Genomic DNA, 17,028 nt, shown 5'->3' on the forward strand with positions numbered 1-17,028 from the left:
TGTTATATATTGATATAATTATTGTTTTTTGATTTGAGCAATAATTTGTGCTTCTGTTGGATTGATGGCAATTAATTTCCCTGAAGTACTAAAAAGATAGGTACTTGGTATTCCTTTTACTCCAAATATTGCTACCGATTTAGCATCAAATCCTTTTGGATCTATTAATTGTGGGTGTTTCAGTTTGTCTTTTTCAATGGCTTGTAACCATTTTGCTTTCTCAATATCTACTGATATTCCAACAATTTCAAAATTTTGCCCTTTGTATTTGTCATATAGCTTCACCAAATCTTTGTTGGCTATTCGGCAATACGGACACCAAGATGCCCAAAATTCTACTAAAACTATTTTTCCTGTATAAGAATTTAGTTTGAGTACTTTATTCTTATTATTCTGTAATTGGATATTTGGATAAGCATCACCTTTCTTGATTTGTGCATTAACAGAAGTGACAGATAGTAATAAGGTTATTGCTATCAATATATTTTTTATTGAATTCATTGTTTTTGTAATTTTGAAAGAGTTAATTCCAAAGCACAGCAGAAAACATAACAAATACTGCTATATTCCCTGAATAGGATTGGATTTTTTTAAATGATTTACAGTTTTAATATGGTTTTGGATAAAACGCATTTATGGCTGTCGCAAAAGGAATCTAGCTTATTTTTGGCGGAAGCCAGATAGAACGGAAATCTGAAGAAATAAAGATTTCTGAATAATAATAGTTTTGCTTTCTTTCAGAAAAATTAAAAAATGAATGATTGTCTATTTGAAAAGAAATCATTGGTGAATAATAACTACAGTAAACTACAGGACAATCTGCGGCACTTTCTATACAACCATTAGCACATCTGTGTTCTTTTGTTTTAAAGTCTGTTTCTTTACAAGCGGCTTTTAAGAATGTTTTGTTTTTAAAACATATCTTTTCTGTTTTAATTCCACGGGCAAAATTAAGCGTAGGTCCCAAAAAGAAACCAAGCGTAATAATTAATAGTATGTAGAATTTTTTTGCCATAAGAAATGCGAAAATAAAATTTAATTATCAGACTAGGTGTTAATTTCTATATAATTAAACCTAACAGATTTTTAAAACCTGTTAGGTTTGGAATGAGACCTAATTTATTGTGTAAAACGACCTTCTACACAATCAAAAGTATGTCTCTATCTTTATTTTTTTTCTAACCAAAGAGTAAAAACTTTTTTGTTTCACGCAGGTTTTGCAGATTAATGCAGATTAAATTTAGGTTATAAATAAATCTGCCTGTATCAGCTTAGATCTTTTTAAATCTGCGAGAAATAATTCTAGCCAAAGATTAAAAACTTTTTTGTTTCACGCAGATTTTGCAGATTAGAGCAGATTCAATTTTTTGTTTATAAATAAATCTGCCTGTATCAGCTTAGATCTTTTTAAATCTGCGTGAAATAAAATTCACCATAGATTAAAAATTATTTAGTTACGTTAAAAAAAGTATACTCCAATTTTAAGAAAACACCATCAGATGCGGCACGTTGCATTGAGCTATACAATTCTTTTTTGTAAGCAAGGTCTATTCTCGCCTGGCTGTTGATGATAAACTGAATAGAAGGAACTACATCCATATATGATTTTCCATTTTCAGTAATTGTTTGTCCTGTAAATTCCAACATTGCATTAATATTAGTTTGCTTATAACTCGTATATTTTTTTGGATACATTAATTTACCAACCGAAAACGTATAGTTTACAGCATTTTTTCCCAAAGCATCTGGAAAACTATAATCTGGGTTGTTAAGCGCACGCACATAACTTACAGATGAACTCAAGGCAACTTTATGAATTAACTGAGTTGCTACTAAACCTGCTTCGTAACCAGAATTTCCGTTGGCCAGGTCTATAGCTTCCTGATTAAAAAAGGAGTTATTATAGCTGTATCGCCCAAAGGCAGCCATCCTAAAATGACTCTGTAAATCATCTACAGAAAAGAATCGGTATTTGGCATAAAAACCACCACCTTTAAGACCCAATCCGTTTTCTTGGTTACTTAAAAACGCTGAGGTACGAACCATCAGATTTTTATTAATTCCCCAAGTAACTTCAGGCGTTAAATTGTACATAGAACCACTTTCGTGTTTGTTATCCATAAGTGATTGCCCAACACGAACCCCGATAGAACCCGCCGGAGCGTTACTAGCGGGTTCGGTTACTACAAATAATTCTTGGGCATCTATATTATATGAAATAAAAAATAGGAAGACTAATGATAGATATTTCATTTTTATAATGCTTTTAAGTAATATTCATCCTCATTTTCTGTAGCATAACCAGGATACTTAGAATATGATTTAACTAGTTTTTTGTACTCTTTTTGGGTTACAAAACCTTTATCCAGAACTCTGTATTTTGCTTCAGCATGAGCTACTGGGTTTTTAATATCGATGAAAGTATAAGTAGCATCATCAACTTTTAAGGTTGTATTATCTTCGATTTTATCAGTATGAAATTTAGCTGTTAACACCAATGAACCTACGAAGAAACCAGCTTTTTCAACTGCTTTTTTTAATACTTTAGGTTGTAATGAATTATCTTTTTTAAAGTAAACCGTAAACGTATTTGTGTTTAAGTCTGTAGCGATACTATCTACTTCTGTAAAAGATTTTAATTGTTTGTTTATGGCATTAGAACACATAGAACAAGTTAATCCTGTTGCCATTATTTCGGCTTTAGTGATTTGAGAATAAGAATTTACACTCGTTATTACTGTTAAAAGTGCTGCGGCTATGAATTTTATATGTAAGGCTTTCATTTTATTTTTTGTTTTTTTTGATTTGAGCAATTATTTGCGCTTCAGTTGGGTTTATAGCAATCAGTTTTCCTGATGCATCAAAAAGATAGGTCGATGGCAAAGCATCAACTCCAAAAGTTACAGCCGTTTTAGCATCAAAACCTTTAGGATCGATTAATTGCTGGTGCTTCATTTTATCTTTTTCAATCGCTTTTAACCATTTTGTTTTGTCGATGTCTATTGATATTCCTACGATTTCAAAGTTCTGACCTTTGTATTGGTCATATAGTTTTACCAATTTTTTATTAGCCATTCGGCAAGGAGCACACCAAGAAGCCCAAAAGTCTACTAAAACTGTTTTTCCTTTAAAAGAATTTAGTTTAACGGTAGCATTTTTATTATTTTGAAGCTGAACATCTGGAAAAGAATCCCCTATTTTTATTTGTGCACTTGCTATAGAAACAGTCGCTACAAGGACGAATAATGTGATTATATTTTTTATTTTGAACATGATATTTTTTTTAATGTTTGTGTGTAGGCTAACCATGTAAGTAATGTAAGTTCATTTAAGAGAAGCATCTAAAACTTATATTTTCTTAAATGACTTATATGGTTCAAGCTGCGCTCCATTTAGCATTACAGGCAAACATGGTTATTTAAATGATTAAGATTATTGCACCTTTTTTGGGCTTGCGTCTCTATCATATTGACAACATCCGTGTAGTTCATCATAAACTGTATTTGGTGCAGTAAATTTTTCATTATCATATCCTGCATCAGCAACACGTTTTAGTATAGCATCAAGATTAGTTTTCTTGTTATCGTAAGTAATAGTTGCCGTTTTAGTATTTTCATTCCAGTTTACTTTGGCTTCCTTATTTATGTTTGCTGCAGTTTCGATGGTTTTTTTGCACATACTGCAGTTACCATTGATTTTTACAGTTTCGGTAGATTTGTTTTTTATTTGCGCGCTGGCGTAAGTAACTGATAGTAATAGAGTCATTACCATCAATAATTTTTTTATTGAGTTCATTGTATGTAATTTTTTTTGGATGGATTAATCCTAAAACATAACAGAAACTATAGCAAATACAGCTATTTCTGCGAATAGAATTGGGATTAAAAAATGTTTTTTTTGATTTAAAGCCTTAAAATGACTTTGAATGAGACAGACTTATGGCTGTCGGTAAATTAAATCTAGCTTATTTTAGGTGGAAGCCAGATAGAACGGAAATCTGAAGAAATAAAGATTTCAGAATAAAAGTAATTTTGCTTTCTTTCAGAAAAACTAAAAAGTGAATTGTTTTCTGTTTGAAAAAGTGCCATTGGCGAAAAACCACAGTTTGCAGTTGTAGAACCACAAGAATTACCTGAACAACTGTTATCGCAATTATGCTCTTTTTTATTAGAATGCTTTTTCTTGCAACAGTCTTTTGTTGTAGATTCTTTTTTGCAACATGACATTTCATTTTTTGTTCCATGCGCATAAGTAAGCGTTGGTCCCATAAGGAAACCAAGCGTAACGAGTAGCAATATGTAGAACTTTTTTGTCATAGTTGAGGGCAAAGATACTTTTTCTTGGCTGTCGTAGTTGTTAATTTTTTTATAAACCTTTTAGGTTGATTGATTTTTAGTACTTTTTAATACTTGCTTTTAGGTTTGTAATTATTTACAATTTTTTGAATACTAACTAGATATATTCTCATATTCATGCGAGATTAATTATTTTATAATCATAATTTTTGTATTAAGTATGCAAGTATGACATTTTTTATTATGTTTGCTAAATCGATTTAGCAATTCATATAACTTTCTTAAAATTATGAAAAATATACTTTTTATCTGCTTTTTTACTTTTGTTTCAACTGCATTTGTGAATGCTCAGGAACTTAAATCGCCCGATGGAAATTTGATTTTAGAGTTTCATTTAAATCCTGAAGGAACACCAATTTATTCTTTGAGTTATAAGAAAAAAGAAGTGATTAAAGAAAGTAAATTAGGCTTTATCATAAAATCTGATATCATGCTGAATAAAGGTTTCCAGATTGCTGATACCAAATTTCAGTCAGAAAATAGTACTTGGAAACCTGTTTTAGGGGAGCAAAAAGAAATACAAAATCACTATAATGAATTAAAAGCGGAGCTTGTTCAAGAGAAAAGCAAACGAAAAATATCAATTTATTTCCGCTTGTCTAATGATGGTTTAGGTTTTAGATATGAATTTCCTGTGCAAGATAACTTGCGCCACTTTATTATTCAGGAAGAAACAACCGAGTTTAACTTGACAGGAAATCATAAACTTTTTTGGATTCCGGGAGATTATGATACCAACGAATATAGTTATACAACTTCTAAAATATCCGAGATGCAATCTTTGGTATATAATGCAACTCATGTTTCTTTGGCTGCACAAACAACTATTAAAAATCTGGCAACACAAACACCTTTAATGATAAAGACCGATGCAGGACTTTATATCAATATCCACGAAGCAGCTTTAAAAAATTATCCTGCAATGTGCCTTAATGTCGATGATAAAACCTATTCGCTGAGTTCACATCTTGTTCCTGACGCTTTAGGAAATAAAGGATATATTCAAACAGGAAGTTTTACGCCTTGGCGAACAATTGTTGTAAGTGATGATGCTAGAAATATTTTGGCTTCAAAGATGATATTGAACCTTAACGAGCCATGCAATTTTGAAGATACTTCTTGGATTAAACCAGTGAAATATATTGGTGTTTGGTGGGAATATTTTACAGGCGGCGGATCTACTTGGGCATACTCAGATAATCAAGATGTTGTTATTGGTTCTACCGATTTCTCTAAATTAAAACCTAATAAAACACATGGAGCAAATACGAAACATGTAAAAGAATATATAGATTTTGCTGCTGCAAACGGTTTTGATGCTGTTCTAGTCGAAGGTTGGAATGAAGGTTGGGAAGATAATACGGCTTTTAAGAAAGAACGCATATATAGTTTTACCAAAGCATATCCTGATTTTGATGTAAAAGATTTAAGGGATTATGCAAGTAAAAAGAACGTGAAGATTGTAATGCATCATGAAACCACATCTTCGACTGGCGAATATGAGCGACAATTAAATGACGCATTAAATTTTATGGTCGATAATAATTATAATGCGATTAAGACAGGATATGTTGGACCAATTATTCCGAGAGGAGAGCATCATGACGGACAACAAATGGTGAATCATTATACGTATGTTGCCAAAGAAGCTGCGAAGCATAAGATTATGGTAGATTCTCATGAGGCAGTTCGACCTACAGGTTTGCACCGAACTTATCCTAACTGGTTTGCTCAGGAATCGGCAAGAGGAACAGAGTTTGAAGCCATGGAGGGAATTCATCCAGATCATACAACAATCTTACCTTTTACTAGACTTATGGGAGGTCCAATGGATTATACACCAGGAATTTTTCAGGGAGATTTATCGGTTTATGGATCCAAAAAGAACAAGTTAAGTACAACATTAGTAAAACAATTGGCATTGTATGTTACCATGTACAGTCCGTTGCAAATGGCTGCCGATTTACCAGAAAATTATATGCGTTTTCCAGATGCATTTCAGTTTATAAAAGATGTTGCATTAGATTGGGACGAAACATATATCCTCGAAGCTGAACCTGGAGATTATATTACCATTGCAAGAAAAACCAAAGGGAAACAAGAATGGTTTGTAGGCGGAATCACAGATGAAAACTCACGTACGGCTATGATTGATTTTAGTTTCTTGCCTGCAGGAAAATCATTTACTGCAACGATTTACGAAGACGGAAAAACGGCAGATTACAAAACCAATCCGCAATCGTACAACATCCGAAAAGTAACTGTAAACAGTAAAACTAAATTAAAACAAAAATTAGCAGCAAGTGGTGGCGTGGCAATTTCTATAATGTGAGATGTGAAAAGTGGTAATGTGAGATGTGAGATGTAGAAATGGCACACGGATGACGCGGATTTTACGGATGAACACGGATTTTTTTGTTTTAATCTTTGATAAAAAAATCTGCTTAATCTGCCAAATCTGCGAGAGAAAAAGTTTAGCCACAGATTAAAAGGATTAAAAAGATTTTTGTTTCACGCAGATTGAGCAGATTTAAGTTAGATGAAAAATAATTTGAGAAAATTTTTGCAATTTGTGGTAAAAAGACAAAACAGATATTGTTTTAAAAATCCGCTTTTATCCGTGTCTTCGCGATAGCGAATCTGCGTCATCCGCGTTCCCTTTTAGACAATCCATGGAATTAATAACAAAATAATAAATATTAACCTGAGGATGAGATTGCTTCGTTCCTCGCAATGACACAAAAAATGAGCATAAAAATTTACCCTTTACAATTTGAACCAATCTTAAAAGAGAGAATTTGGGGCGGAGAAAAATTAAAAACAGTCCTTAACAAACCTATCATTTCTAAAATTACAGGAGAGAGTTGGGAATTATCTACAGTAGAAGGAGATATTAGTGTTGTTGCCAATGGCGAATTAAAAGGAAAATCATTAACAGATTTAATTGATGCATTGCCTAACGAAATTCTGGGAACAGCTGTTTATACCCGATTCGGGAATCAATTTCCATTATTGTTTAAATACCTAGATGCTCGCGAAGATTTATCGATACAAGTACATCCTAATGATCAGTTGGCAAAAGAGCGTCATAATTCATTTGGTAAAACCGAAATGTGGTATGTTATGCAAGCTGATACCGATGCAAGGATTATTGTTGGTTTTAAAGAAGATTCAAGTAAAGAAGAATATCTAGAGAATCTAAACAATAAAACGTTGGTTTCTATTCTTGATGATGTAAAAGCCAAAGCGGGTGATGTGTTTTTTCTGGAAACAGGAACTGTTCACGCTATTGGAGCAGGATTGGTTGTTGCCGAAATTCAGCAAACATCAGACATTACGTATCGTTTATATGATTTTGATAGAGTAGATGCTCAGGGAAACAAAAGAGAATTACATGTGGATTTAGCTTTAGACGCCATTAATTATAATAAAGTTGATACGTATAAGAAATATGAAAAGACTGTAAATAAATCTAATGTAGTTGTAGATTGTCCTTATTTCACAACAAATTTTATTCCGCTGGACGGAGAAATTAAAGTGAATAAAAAAGGAGAGACATTTACAGTTTATATGTGTATTGAGGGAACTTTTGAAATTAGATATGAAAATGTAACGTATCAATATAAAAAAGGAGATACGGTTTTAATTCCTGCAGCTATGGATGCTTATGTGCTAAATGGAGAAGCATCAATTTTGGAAGTTTTTATTTAGAGGTTCTGAGATGCTAAGGTTCAAAGGTTCAAAGAGACAAAGGTTCTGAGTGGCAAAGGTACTGAGATTCTAAGGTTCAAAGAGACAAAGGTTTTGAGACTGAACACTGTTACTGAAGACTGTTACTGACCACTGCTACTGAATACTGTAAACTGAATACTGACCACTAAGTAAATATGCTAATTAATCGGTAAACACTTATAATTACTGATGATAATTCTTATAAGTGTCTATAAAGTAATGGTTTATTTAAAAAAAATAATTACAAAATCGTTTTAGTAACTATTTTTATATATATTTGTGATATAATTAATAACAGCTTAATAAAAAATTAACTCGCTAGATGAAAAAGATTACTATTAAGGATATTGCCACTGAGGCGCAAGTGTCTATATCTACTGTATCTTTTGTCATTAATGATAAAGGCGAAAAAATGGGCATTAGTCCTGCGGTAATTAAAAAAGTGCAAGAAGTTGCCGAAAAGCTTAATTATCGACCTAGCATGATTGCGACAAGTCTTAGAACAGGAAAGACTAGATCTATCGGACTTATTGTTGAAGATATTTCGAATCAGTTCTTTGCAGATCTTGCCAGAGTTATAGAGGACGAAGCTAAGAGTATTGATTATAGAGTTTTTTATTGTAGTACAGGTGGTGATGATGAACGTTCTGAAGAATTGATACATAGTCTTTTGCAAGCTAATGTGGATGGTTTTATAATTACACCAACAGAAAAGTTGGAAAAAAGCATAGACCTACTTTTAAAATTGCAAAAACCAGTTGTATTAATAGATAGATATTTTCCTAACCAGAAAGTAAGTCATGTAGTTATGGATAATTACGAAGGCTCGCATTCTGCAACTAAATTTCTATTAAATAAAGGAAGAAAAAATATTGCTGTTGTTAATACTAATTCTGGAATGATTCAGATGAAGCTTAGAGAAGAGGGATATAGAGATGCTTTAAAAGAAGAAGGTATTTATAATGATTCCCTTGTTCTCCATATGGATTACAATAGTAGTGAGGAAAGTAAAATTGCCGATATATTCAGTTTTTTTACAAAGAACCCAAAGATCGATGCTGTATTATTTTTGGCAAATTATATGGGATTAGCAGGGCTTCAGGCTTTTAGAGGAATGAAGTTTAGGATTCCAGAAGATGTTTCGGTTATAAGTTTTGATGATCACGATAGTTTTCGATTACATACACCAACGATATCCGTTATTGCACAACCGATTAAAGAAATCGCCGAAAATGCAATAAAATTATTGATGGATCAAATGACAGGGATTAAACCTTTTGTTATTGAAGGAATACGTAAAAAAGGAAATTTAATAATAAGAGAATCGGTATAATATAATAAAATGCCATTTTCTAAAAAAAAAGAATGAAGGGAACTTTGGTTTTTTTTTATTTTTTTACTAAATCGTTTTAGTAAGTTTTAATTTATCAAAAAAGAAGAATTGTTAAAATTTTTTGATCAGTTTACTATATCGATTTAGCAAAATGGCAGAAGTATCAAGTTGATGCTAATCAATGACATTCATAGTTTAGAGATTACGAATGGCATATTAAAATTGAGTTCATATTTTTTATTAATATTTTAAAAACAAACAAGTCAAACACAAAAACAAATCAAAACAAATAAACCAAAACGAATGCGTATGAAACAAATTTTAGCAGTGTTAGGAATGGTATTGTTGACAAGCTTAGGGGCTGTGGCACAAAATCGATCAATAACAGGCATAGTAGCAGATGCAGATAACAAGGGAATTGTTTCTGCAACAATAAAGGTAAAAGGAAAATCCATTAGTGCTATAACGGATACCGATGGACGTTTTTCAATGACAGTTCCGGAAGGAAGAATTAGTATAACAGTATCATCTATTGGTTATGTTACACGATATATAGAAGTAGGAGAGAAAGAAAATACTATTAATATATTATTACTATCTAGCGTAGAAGAATTAAAAGATGTTGTGATTACTTCATTTGGAGTAAAAAAACAAAAGAAAAGTTTAGGATACGCAGTTGGAGAACTCAAAGGAGATGATTTGACAAAAACCAAAGAAATTAACTTGGGAAATGCACTTCAGGGGAAAATAGCAGGGGTGAATGTTTCTGCACCAGCTTCCGGACCATCAGGTTCAAGTCGTGTGGTAATTCGTGGAGCAACTTCGGCTTCAGGACTTAACCAACCTTTGTATGTAGTAGATGGTATTCCTATTGATAATAGCCAGCAAGGAAATGCAAATATGTGGGGTGGAGCAGATAAAGGTGATGGTATGTCATCATTTAATCCAGATGATATTGCATCTATGTCAGTATTAAAAGGTAGTGCGGCATCTGCACTTTATGGATATAGAGGATCAAATGGAGTAATCTTAATTACAACTAAAAAAGGAAAAGCAGGAAAAGGAATTGGAGTAGATTTTAGCACAAACGCTACATTTAATACTCCTATAAGTTTATTAAAATGGCAAGATCAATACGGAGCGGGGGCACCTGTAAATGGAGTTGCTACAAGATTTAATAACTTGCAGGAACTTAGAGATTCTTACTATTTTGCCTGGGGAGATAAATATGACGGAACTCCTTCACTTTCTCTTGATGGACAAACGAGACCATACCAAGCTTATGGTAAAAATAATGTAGACAATTTTTATAGAACAGGGTTTTCTTTCAGTAATACTTTAGCAGTATCTGGAGGTAACGAGAATACAAATTTTAGATTGTCATTCGGAAATACAAAAGATGAGTCAATCTTACCAGGAACAGATTTTGGAAGAAGTAACGTTGCTTTGAGTTTAAATTCTGCAGTAAATGAAAAAGTAAGTATTGAAACTAATGCACAATATATTTCTGAGAAAAGTCATAACAGACCTTATTTGAATGATTCACCAAGAAATGCATCTTTTCCTACTACATTTTTAACTCCAGGATCAGATATTAGATGGTTAAGTAACGGATATGATGAAAATGGAGGAGAAGCAGATTATTTTGGAGCAAATACGTACCAAACTAACCCATATTTTGCTACACAAGAAACATTAAACGATGACCTTAGAAAACGTTTTATAGGTTCTGCCAAAGTAAACTATAACATTACAAATAAAATTTACGCTAAGGCAGTAATTGGTATTGATGATATTAATTACGAATATACTGAAATAGAACCTACAGGAATTAATTATAATCCAGGAGGATCTTATGAAAACAGGATCGAAAATCGTTCAGAGGTTAATGCATCGGGTTATTTAGGATACAAAGGAGATATTGCAAAAGATATTTCATTAGATGCTTTTATTGGAGCAAACCGTCAGCATAACAGATATAGTGGTATTAAAATGAAAGGGAACAACTTTATCGTTCCGTTTAAATACTTTTATGGAAATACAATGCCAGATAAAACAGAGAAATTATACTCAGAAAGTGAAGTAAACTCTCTTTTTTATTCTGCCGATATAGGATATAAAAATTTCTTATACTTAAATGTTACAGGACGTGAAGATTGGTTCTCTACTTTAAATCCTGCTAATAACAGTACATTTTACCCATCAGTAAGTACAAGTTTTGTTTACTCAGAAGTTATCGATTTCCCAGAGTGGATGTCATACGGTAAGTTTAGAGCAGGTTGGGGTAACGTAGGAGGAGCATTGCCAGAGGCGTACGCTTTGGCTTTAACATATACAGCACCAGACGGACAAACAGAGGCTCAAGGACAACCTATTTTAGGAGTTAACGGAGAAACTGTTCCTAATAAATTTTTAAAACCTTATAACGTAAGTACAATCGAGTTTGGTTTCGAAAATACTTTCTTCAAGAATAGAGTAAGTACAGATTTAACTTTCTATTACAAGAAAACAACAAATGATATTACCGATGCAGATATTTCTCAAAGTTCAGGTTACAGAACAACGAAGATTAACGTAGGAGAGATTTTGAATAAAGGGGTTGAGTTTGCTGTGAATGTAAAAGCGATAAAAACAGAAAACTTTAGTTGGAATGTAGGGTATAATTTTGCTTACAACCATAGTGAAGTATTGAGTTTATCAGACAAAATTACTACCAAAACATTAGAAGGAAACAGAGATTCCAGAGCATCAGTAGTTTTAGAGAAAGGACAACCATTTGGAGTAATCAAAGCGTATGATTATTTAAGAACTGAAAAAGGAAACATTGCATTAGATTCTAATGGTAAATTCATGAGAGGAGATTTAATTATTGCAGGACAAGGAGTAGCTCCAACATCTATGGGATTCTCAAATGATTTTACTTATAAAAACTTAACACTTTCAGTTTTTGTAGATGCTAAGTTTGGAGGAGAAATCTATTCGGCCACAAACCAGTTAGGAACACGTTACGGATTATCAGATAAGACTGTTGAAGGACGTGAAACCGGATTTGATGTAGAGGGAGTAGGTCCTGTTGGAAATAGCGTAAGTGCACACGTTTCGGCATACGATTACTGGAGAAGTTATAGTGATATTACATCAAATTTTGTTTATGATGCTGATTTTGTTAAGCTAAGAGCAGTTTCTTTTAGCTACAACTTTCCAAAGGCATATTTAGCACATTCTCCATTTCAATCTATTAGTTTAGCATTTTCTGCTCATAATTTATGGACAATTTATAGTGCAACGCCAAACATTGACCCAGAGTCAAATTATTCTAATAGCAATGCACAAGGACTTGAAAGAGCTTCTATGCCTTTAACTAGAAATTATGGTGTAACACTTAATGTCAAATTCTAATAATAAAAATAGAAAGATGAAAAATAAATATATAAAAATATTCTGTATCGCTATTGTTAGTGCAATGACATTCACAGCATGCGATGAAGGATTCGAGGATTTAAACAAGAATCCAAATGCATTAATAGATCCAGCACCAAAATCGATGTTCACACTTGCTGAAATATATATCGACGGACAAGATTATTCTAACACAAGAGGAAATAATGGATATGCTGCTCAAATAGTACAACAATTTTCTTCATTAGGAGGCCCAGGTTCTAAATATACCTACTCATCAGAATATTCAGGTTCATTGTTTGGAGAATCATATGGAAAAGGATTGAATCAAATTTTTCAGTTGATGTCTGTTTTGCCAGAAACTGCAGAAAACTCAAATATGATTCAGGCATGTAGAATCATGAAGGTATTCATGTTCCAGAAGCTGACAGATACGTACGGAGAAATTCCATATTTTGAAGCAGGACAAGGATATAACGGAAATATTTTTGCACCTAAATACGACACGCAACAAGCTATTTACAATGATTTATTAAAAGAGTTGGATGAAGCAGGAGACGCATTAGATGCTAATAAACCTTTTGTAGGTAATGCAGATTTATTTTACCAAAGTGATGTAGCAAAATGGAAAAAGTTTGCAAACTCATTAATGTTAAGAGTTGCAATGCGTTTGTCTAAAGTAGATCCGGCAAAATCAAAACAATATGTAGAAAAAGCTTTTACAAAAGGAGTTTTTAATTCTAATATTGATAGTGCAGTATTAAAACATGATGCAGGACCACAAGGAGTTAGAACCAACCCAATAACATCATCTTGGGTTAGAAATGACTTAAACGGAGGAGAATCAAATATAAAATACAGCAAAACTTTTATAGATTTATTAAAGAATACAAACGATCCACGTTTAAGAGTTTATGCAAAATTAGAAGCTTCAGGAAATAATAATCCTGCTGATCAGCAAGGACTTGCAAATGATGCAAAAGAGTTTCCGGGTGGAGACAAAAAACTTTTCTCAGATCCTAATACTTCTACCGTACTACGTTTAGATGCACCTACTTTAATTATGTCTTACGCCGAAGTAGAATTTTTATTGGCAGAAGCAGCAGCAAAAGGTTGGAATGTATCAGGAACAGCTCAGCAACATTACGAAGATGGAGTAAAAGGAGCGATGCAAATCCTGTCAATTTTTGGAGATAAAGTACCAGCAGTTACCATTGCAGAGTATAACGATTATATTACAGCACATCCATTTAAAGCTACTGGAACAGAAGCACAAAAAATAGAGCAAATTATTACTCAAAAATGGATTGTTTTACTATTTAATGGTTTCGAAGCATTCTCAGAGTGGAGAAGAACTGGATATCCTGTTTTAGTACCAGTAAATGATCCTTTAGGAGAAACTGACGGAACAATCCCAAGAAGATTAATTTACGATCAATCGGAGTTAATTACAAACGGAGCAAACTACAAAGCAGCAATACAACGCCAAGGGTTGGATTTAATGACAACTAGAATTTGGTGGGATAAATAATAATTAATTTGGTTGATTAGTTATAATAAGTCGGGTAGGAAATATCCTCCCGGCTTATTTTTAAGTTTCTATTTTGATTTTTATAAAAAAAACATTTGTTATAAAGAGGTTAATATATTGTTTTTTAGTACCTTTTTTTTCGCAATCAGAAAAATTGCTTTTTGCTGAAAAAGATGGAATTACTTTCCAAAGATCTTAAAATAAATAAATGATTTTTTGAGCAATCTAAAATCTAATACGTCCCAGCGTTTCGGGATTGGAACTAAAATCACCAATCTAAAATTAATATAAGTTTGGCAGCCGTAAAAAAGGAAATAATGTCTAGATATTTTTGTTAGTTACTCTTATTCTAGGAAATAAAACCTAAAAAGAGAAGGCGTTAATTGTGTAAACAATTACCCTTCTCCCACTGCCAACGGCTAAATTGCCTTTTGCTATTTGCAAAAAGCATACTTAAAAATTAGACATAAATAATAATTTTATTACTCAGTAAAAATGGAATGTAAAAAAAGCTTTTATTGGTTTGTCGGCATATGTCTTGCAAATTTTTCATTTGCAGTAAATGCTCAAAATATAGATATAAAAAAAGATTGGCAATATCGGGAAACCAAAACCACAAAGTGGTATCCAGCAACAGTTCCTGGAGAAATTCATACCGATTTGTTAAACAACAAATTAATCCCAGACCCATTTTATAGGGACAATGAGAAAAAACTAGAATGGATAGAAAAGAAAGATTGGGAGTATAAAACGACCTTTCAGGTTACGCCAGCAACTTTTAGCAAAAAGAATGCAGAACTAGTTTTTGACGGATTAGATACTTACGCAACAGTTTACCTGAACAATCAATTGGTTTTAAAAGCTGATAATATGTTCCGCCAATGGAGAGTTGATGTAAAAAAAATAATCAAATCGGGTAATAATGATTTGGTAATCGTATTTAAATCGGCGCAAAATGTAGTTGATTCACTTGCTAAGAAAGATTTACCATTTGTGATTCCAGACAATCCTCGTGCTTATGTACGTAAAGCGCAGTACCATTTTGGATGGGATTGGGGACCAAAATTCACTACTTGCGGAATATGGAAAACACCACGATTAGAAGCTTACGATGAAAAAACGCCTGAGAAACCGTATGTGCTTAATCGTAAGATCGAGTTGGTACAACAACCAGACAGTTTAGGTAAATCATTTTACTTTAAAATCGACGGAAAGCCTGTTTATATGAAAGGAGCCAACTATATTCCTTCGGATGCTTTTCTTTCTAGAGTAACCAAAAAAGAATACGAGAAAGTAGTTGGTATGGCAAAAGATGCCAATATGAATATGCTGCGTATTTGGGGCGGAGGAGTTTATGAAGATGATTATTTTTATGACTTATGCGATAAATACGGAATCAATGTTTGGCAAGATTTTATGTTCGCAGGAACTATGGTACCAGGAGATGATGCTTTTTTTGACAATGTAAAAAAAGAAGTGCAATACCAAGTAAAGCGTTTGCGTCACCATCCGAGTATTGTATTGTGGTGCGGAAATAACGAAGCCGACGAAGCATTTAAAAACTGGGGTTGGCAAAAAAGCATGAATATGTCCAAACAAGATTCGACACGTTTATGGAAAGATTATGTTCGTTTGTTTCAGGATAGTATTCCAAAATGGGTAAAAGAAGTCGATAATAAAAGACCATACATTAGTTCATCACCATTATTTCATTGGTCAAAAGAAAAAAGTATTACCGAAGGAGATAGCCATTATTGGGGAACTTGGTGGGGATTAGAAGATATAGAAGCAGTACAGAAAAAAACAGGACGTTTTGTGAGTGAATACGGAATGCAGGCAATGCCAAATTATTCTTCTATCGAGAAATTTACTTTGCCAGAAGACCGATATTTATATTCAGATATTCTGCAAGCACATCAAAAGGCAGGAAAAGGATTTATGAAATTAGATTCTTATTTGAATAGATATTTCATTGATTCGACCAAAATAAAGAAAATGAATGTTGAGGATTATACGTACCTCACACAGTGTTTACAATATTATTCACTTAAAAACATCATCGGAATTCACCGCTCTAAAGCGCCTTACAATATGGGAACATTGGTTTGGCAACTTAATGATTGTTGGCCAGTAGCAAGTTGGAGCGTAACCGATTATTATGATCGACAACCCAAAGCTGCTTGGTACGCTATGAAAGAAGCTTACAGAGATGATATAACTCCAACAATTGATTTGACCCGTCCGATAGATTTAAAACTCGAAGACCCAAAAATCACTTGGAAAGTACAAGGAAACAAACTGACTCTAAAAGCATCAAAATTTGCTAAATATGTAAATGTTTCCATAAAAGGATACACTGGCAAATGGAGCGATAACTACATCGACTTAAAAGCTGGAGAAGAAAGAACAATTACATTTGAAGGGAAAATAACTAAGCCAGAGGTTAGAGTATATTCACTATATGATGTTTTAGGAAGGTACTAAGGCACTAAGGTTCTGAGGTGCTAAGGTTTCTTTTATTGTGAATAAAAAAAGGTTCATAGGTTTTCTGTAGAGACGCACCGCAGTGCGTCTACTTTGCGAACTCTGCGTAAACCCTTGTGCTCTTTGCGGTTAAATTTTTATGTTCAAAGATTAAAAAAATATCCGCGTAAATCTGTTTAATCCGTGTCATCCGC

General features: G+C 33.0%; 13 protein-coding genes. 6 read left to right on the forward strand and 7 right to left on the reverse strand.

The genetic code is table 11. The features are described 5' to 3' along the window. Positions 1 to 18 precede the first annotated feature (18 nt). The 7 genes from SHI72_RS18100 to SHI72_RS18130 form a co-directional block, all read right to left on the reverse strand. Positions 19 to 501, reverse strand: coding sequence for a TlpA disulfide reductase family protein (locus SHI72_RS18100; protein WP_323490924.1), 483 nt, complete (start codon positions 499 to 501; stop codon positions 19 to 21). A 154-nt stretch (positions 502 to 655) separates the two neighbouring features. After that, the gene (locus tag SHI72_RS18105) at positions 656 to 1,015 is read right to left on the reverse strand and encodes a hypothetical protein (protein ID WP_323490925.1); all 360 of its coding nucleotides are present in this window, start codon (positions 1,013 to 1,015) and stop codon (positions 656 to 658) included. Positions 1,016 to 1,446: 431 nt separating this feature from the next. Then, positions 1,447 to 2,253, reverse strand: a complete 807-nt coding sequence (locus SHI72_RS18110; RefSeq protein WP_039119090.1) for a hypothetical protein — start codon at positions 2,251 to 2,253, stop codon at positions 1,447 to 1,449. Between the two features lie 2 nt (positions 2,254 to 2,255). After that, entirely contained in the window at positions 2,256 to 2,783 is a 528-nt protein-coding gene (locus SHI72_RS18115) for a heavy-metal-associated domain-containing protein (protein ID WP_240474732.1), read from the reverse strand. Position 2,784: 1 nt separating this feature from the next. Next, on the reverse strand, positions 2,785 to 3,273 hold the full coding sequence (locus tag SHI72_RS18120; protein ID WP_240474733.1) for a TlpA family protein disulfide reductase: 489 nt from the start codon (positions 3,271 to 3,273) through the stop codon (positions 2,785 to 2,787). Between the two features lie 159 nt (positions 3,274 to 3,432). Next, positions 3,433 to 3,795 (reverse strand): heavy-metal-associated domain-containing protein, encoded by a 363-nt coding sequence (locus SHI72_RS18125; RefSeq protein ID WP_039119087.1) that lies wholly within the window; start codon positions 3,793 to 3,795, stop codon positions 3,433 to 3,435. Between the two features lie 164 nt (positions 3,796 to 3,959). Further along, entirely contained in the window at positions 3,960 to 4,316 is a 357-nt protein-coding gene (locus SHI72_RS18130; protein ID WP_323490926.1) for a DUF6769 family protein, read from the reverse strand. A gap of 268 nt (positions 4,317 to 4,584) precedes the next feature. Here SHI72_RS18130 and SHI72_RS18135 point away from each other — a divergent pair, with 268 nt between their 5' ends. From SHI72_RS18135 to SHI72_RS18160, 6 genes are all read left to right on the forward strand, one after another. Beyond that, on the forward strand, positions 4,585 to 6,687 hold the full coding sequence (locus tag SHI72_RS18135) for a glycoside hydrolase family 97 protein (RefSeq protein ID WP_323490927.1): 2,103 nt from the start codon (positions 4,585 to 4,587) through the stop codon (positions 6,685 to 6,687). Positions 6,688 to 7,100: 413 nt separating this feature from the next. Further along, positions 7,101 to 8,066 (forward strand): type I phosphomannose isomerase catalytic subunit, encoded by a 966-nt coding sequence (locus tag SHI72_RS18140; protein WP_323490928.1) that lies wholly within the window; start codon positions 7,101 to 7,103, stop codon positions 8,064 to 8,066. Between the two features lie 343 nt (positions 8,067 to 8,409). Beyond that, on the forward strand, positions 8,410 to 9,420 hold the full coding sequence (locus SHI72_RS18145; protein ID WP_039114058.1) for a LacI family DNA-binding transcriptional regulator: 1,011 nt from the start codon (positions 8,410 to 8,412) through the stop codon (positions 9,418 to 9,420). A 309-nt stretch (positions 9,421 to 9,729) separates the two neighbouring features. Then, a complete protein-coding gene (locus SHI72_RS18150) occupies positions 9,730 to 12,819 on the forward strand; it encodes a SusC/RagA family TonB-linked outer membrane protein (RefSeq protein ID WP_323490929.1) in 3,090 nt (1,029 codons plus the stop codon). A gap of 16 nt (positions 12,820 to 12,835) precedes the next feature. Further along, the gene (locus SHI72_RS18155; RefSeq protein ID WP_323490930.1) at positions 12,836 to 14,350 is read left to right on the forward strand and encodes a SusD/RagB family nutrient-binding outer membrane lipoprotein; all 1,515 of its coding nucleotides are present in this window, start codon (positions 12,836 to 12,838) and stop codon (positions 14,348 to 14,350) included. A 495-nt stretch (positions 14,351 to 14,845) separates the two neighbouring features. Beyond that, complete coding sequence (locus tag SHI72_RS18160; protein ID WP_323490931.1) at positions 14,846 to 16,834, forward strand: beta-mannosidase; 1,989 nt, start codon at positions 14,846 to 14,848, stop codon at positions 16,832 to 16,834. The last annotated feature ends 194 nt before the right edge of the window (positions 16,835 to 17,028 follow it).

Origin of the sequence: Flavobacterium sp. PL02 (genome assembly GCF_035013205.1) — a bacterium.
In the GTDB taxonomy this organism is placed as follows: domain Bacteria; phylum Bacteroidota; class Bacteroidia; order Flavobacteriales; family Flavobacteriaceae; genus Flavobacterium.

Coding starts and splice junctions, on each gene's coding strand:
- SHI72_RS18100 (WP_323490924.1), bottom strand. CDS start 501: ATGAATTCAATAAAAAATATATTGATAGCAATAACCTTATTACTATCT.
- SHI72_RS18105 (WP_323490925.1), bottom strand. CDS start 1,015: ATGGCAAAAAAATTCTACATACTATTAATTATTACGCTTGGTTTCTTT.
- SHI72_RS18110 (WP_039119090.1), bottom strand. CDS start 2,253: ATGAAATATCTATCATTAGTCTTCCTATTTTTTATTTCATATAATATA.
- SHI72_RS18115 (WP_240474732.1), bottom strand. CDS start 2,783: ATGAAAGCCTTACATATAAAATTCATAGCCGCAGCACTTTTAACAGTA.
- SHI72_RS18120 (WP_240474733.1), bottom strand. CDS start 3,273: ATGTTCAAAATAAAAAATATAATCACATTATTCGTCCTTGTAGCGACT.
- SHI72_RS18125 (WP_039119087.1), bottom strand. CDS start 3,795: ATGAACTCAATAAAAAAATTATTGATGGTAATGACTCTATTACTATCA.
- SHI72_RS18130 (WP_323490926.1), bottom strand. CDS start 4,316: ATGACAAAAAAGTTCTACATATTGCTACTCGTTACGCTTGGTTTCCTT.
- SHI72_RS18135 (WP_323490927.1), top strand. CDS start 4,585: ATGAAAAATATACTTTTTATCTGCTTTTTTACTTTTGTTTCAACTGCA.
- SHI72_RS18140 (WP_323490928.1), top strand. CDS start 7,101: ATGAGCATAAAAATTTACCCTTTACAATTTGAACCAATCTTAAAAGAG.
- SHI72_RS18145 (WP_039114058.1), top strand. CDS start 8,410: ATGAAAAAGATTACTATTAAGGATATTGCCACTGAGGCGCAAGTGTCT.
- SHI72_RS18150 (WP_323490929.1), top strand. CDS start 9,730: ATGAAACAAATTTTAGCAGTGTTAGGAATGGTATTGTTGACAAGCTTA.
- SHI72_RS18155 (WP_323490930.1), top strand. CDS start 12,836: ATGAAAAATAAATATATAAAAATATTCTGTATCGCTATTGTTAGTGCA.
- SHI72_RS18160 (WP_323490931.1), top strand. CDS start 14,846: ATGGAATGTAAAAAAAGCTTTTATTGGTTTGTCGGCATATGTCTTGCA.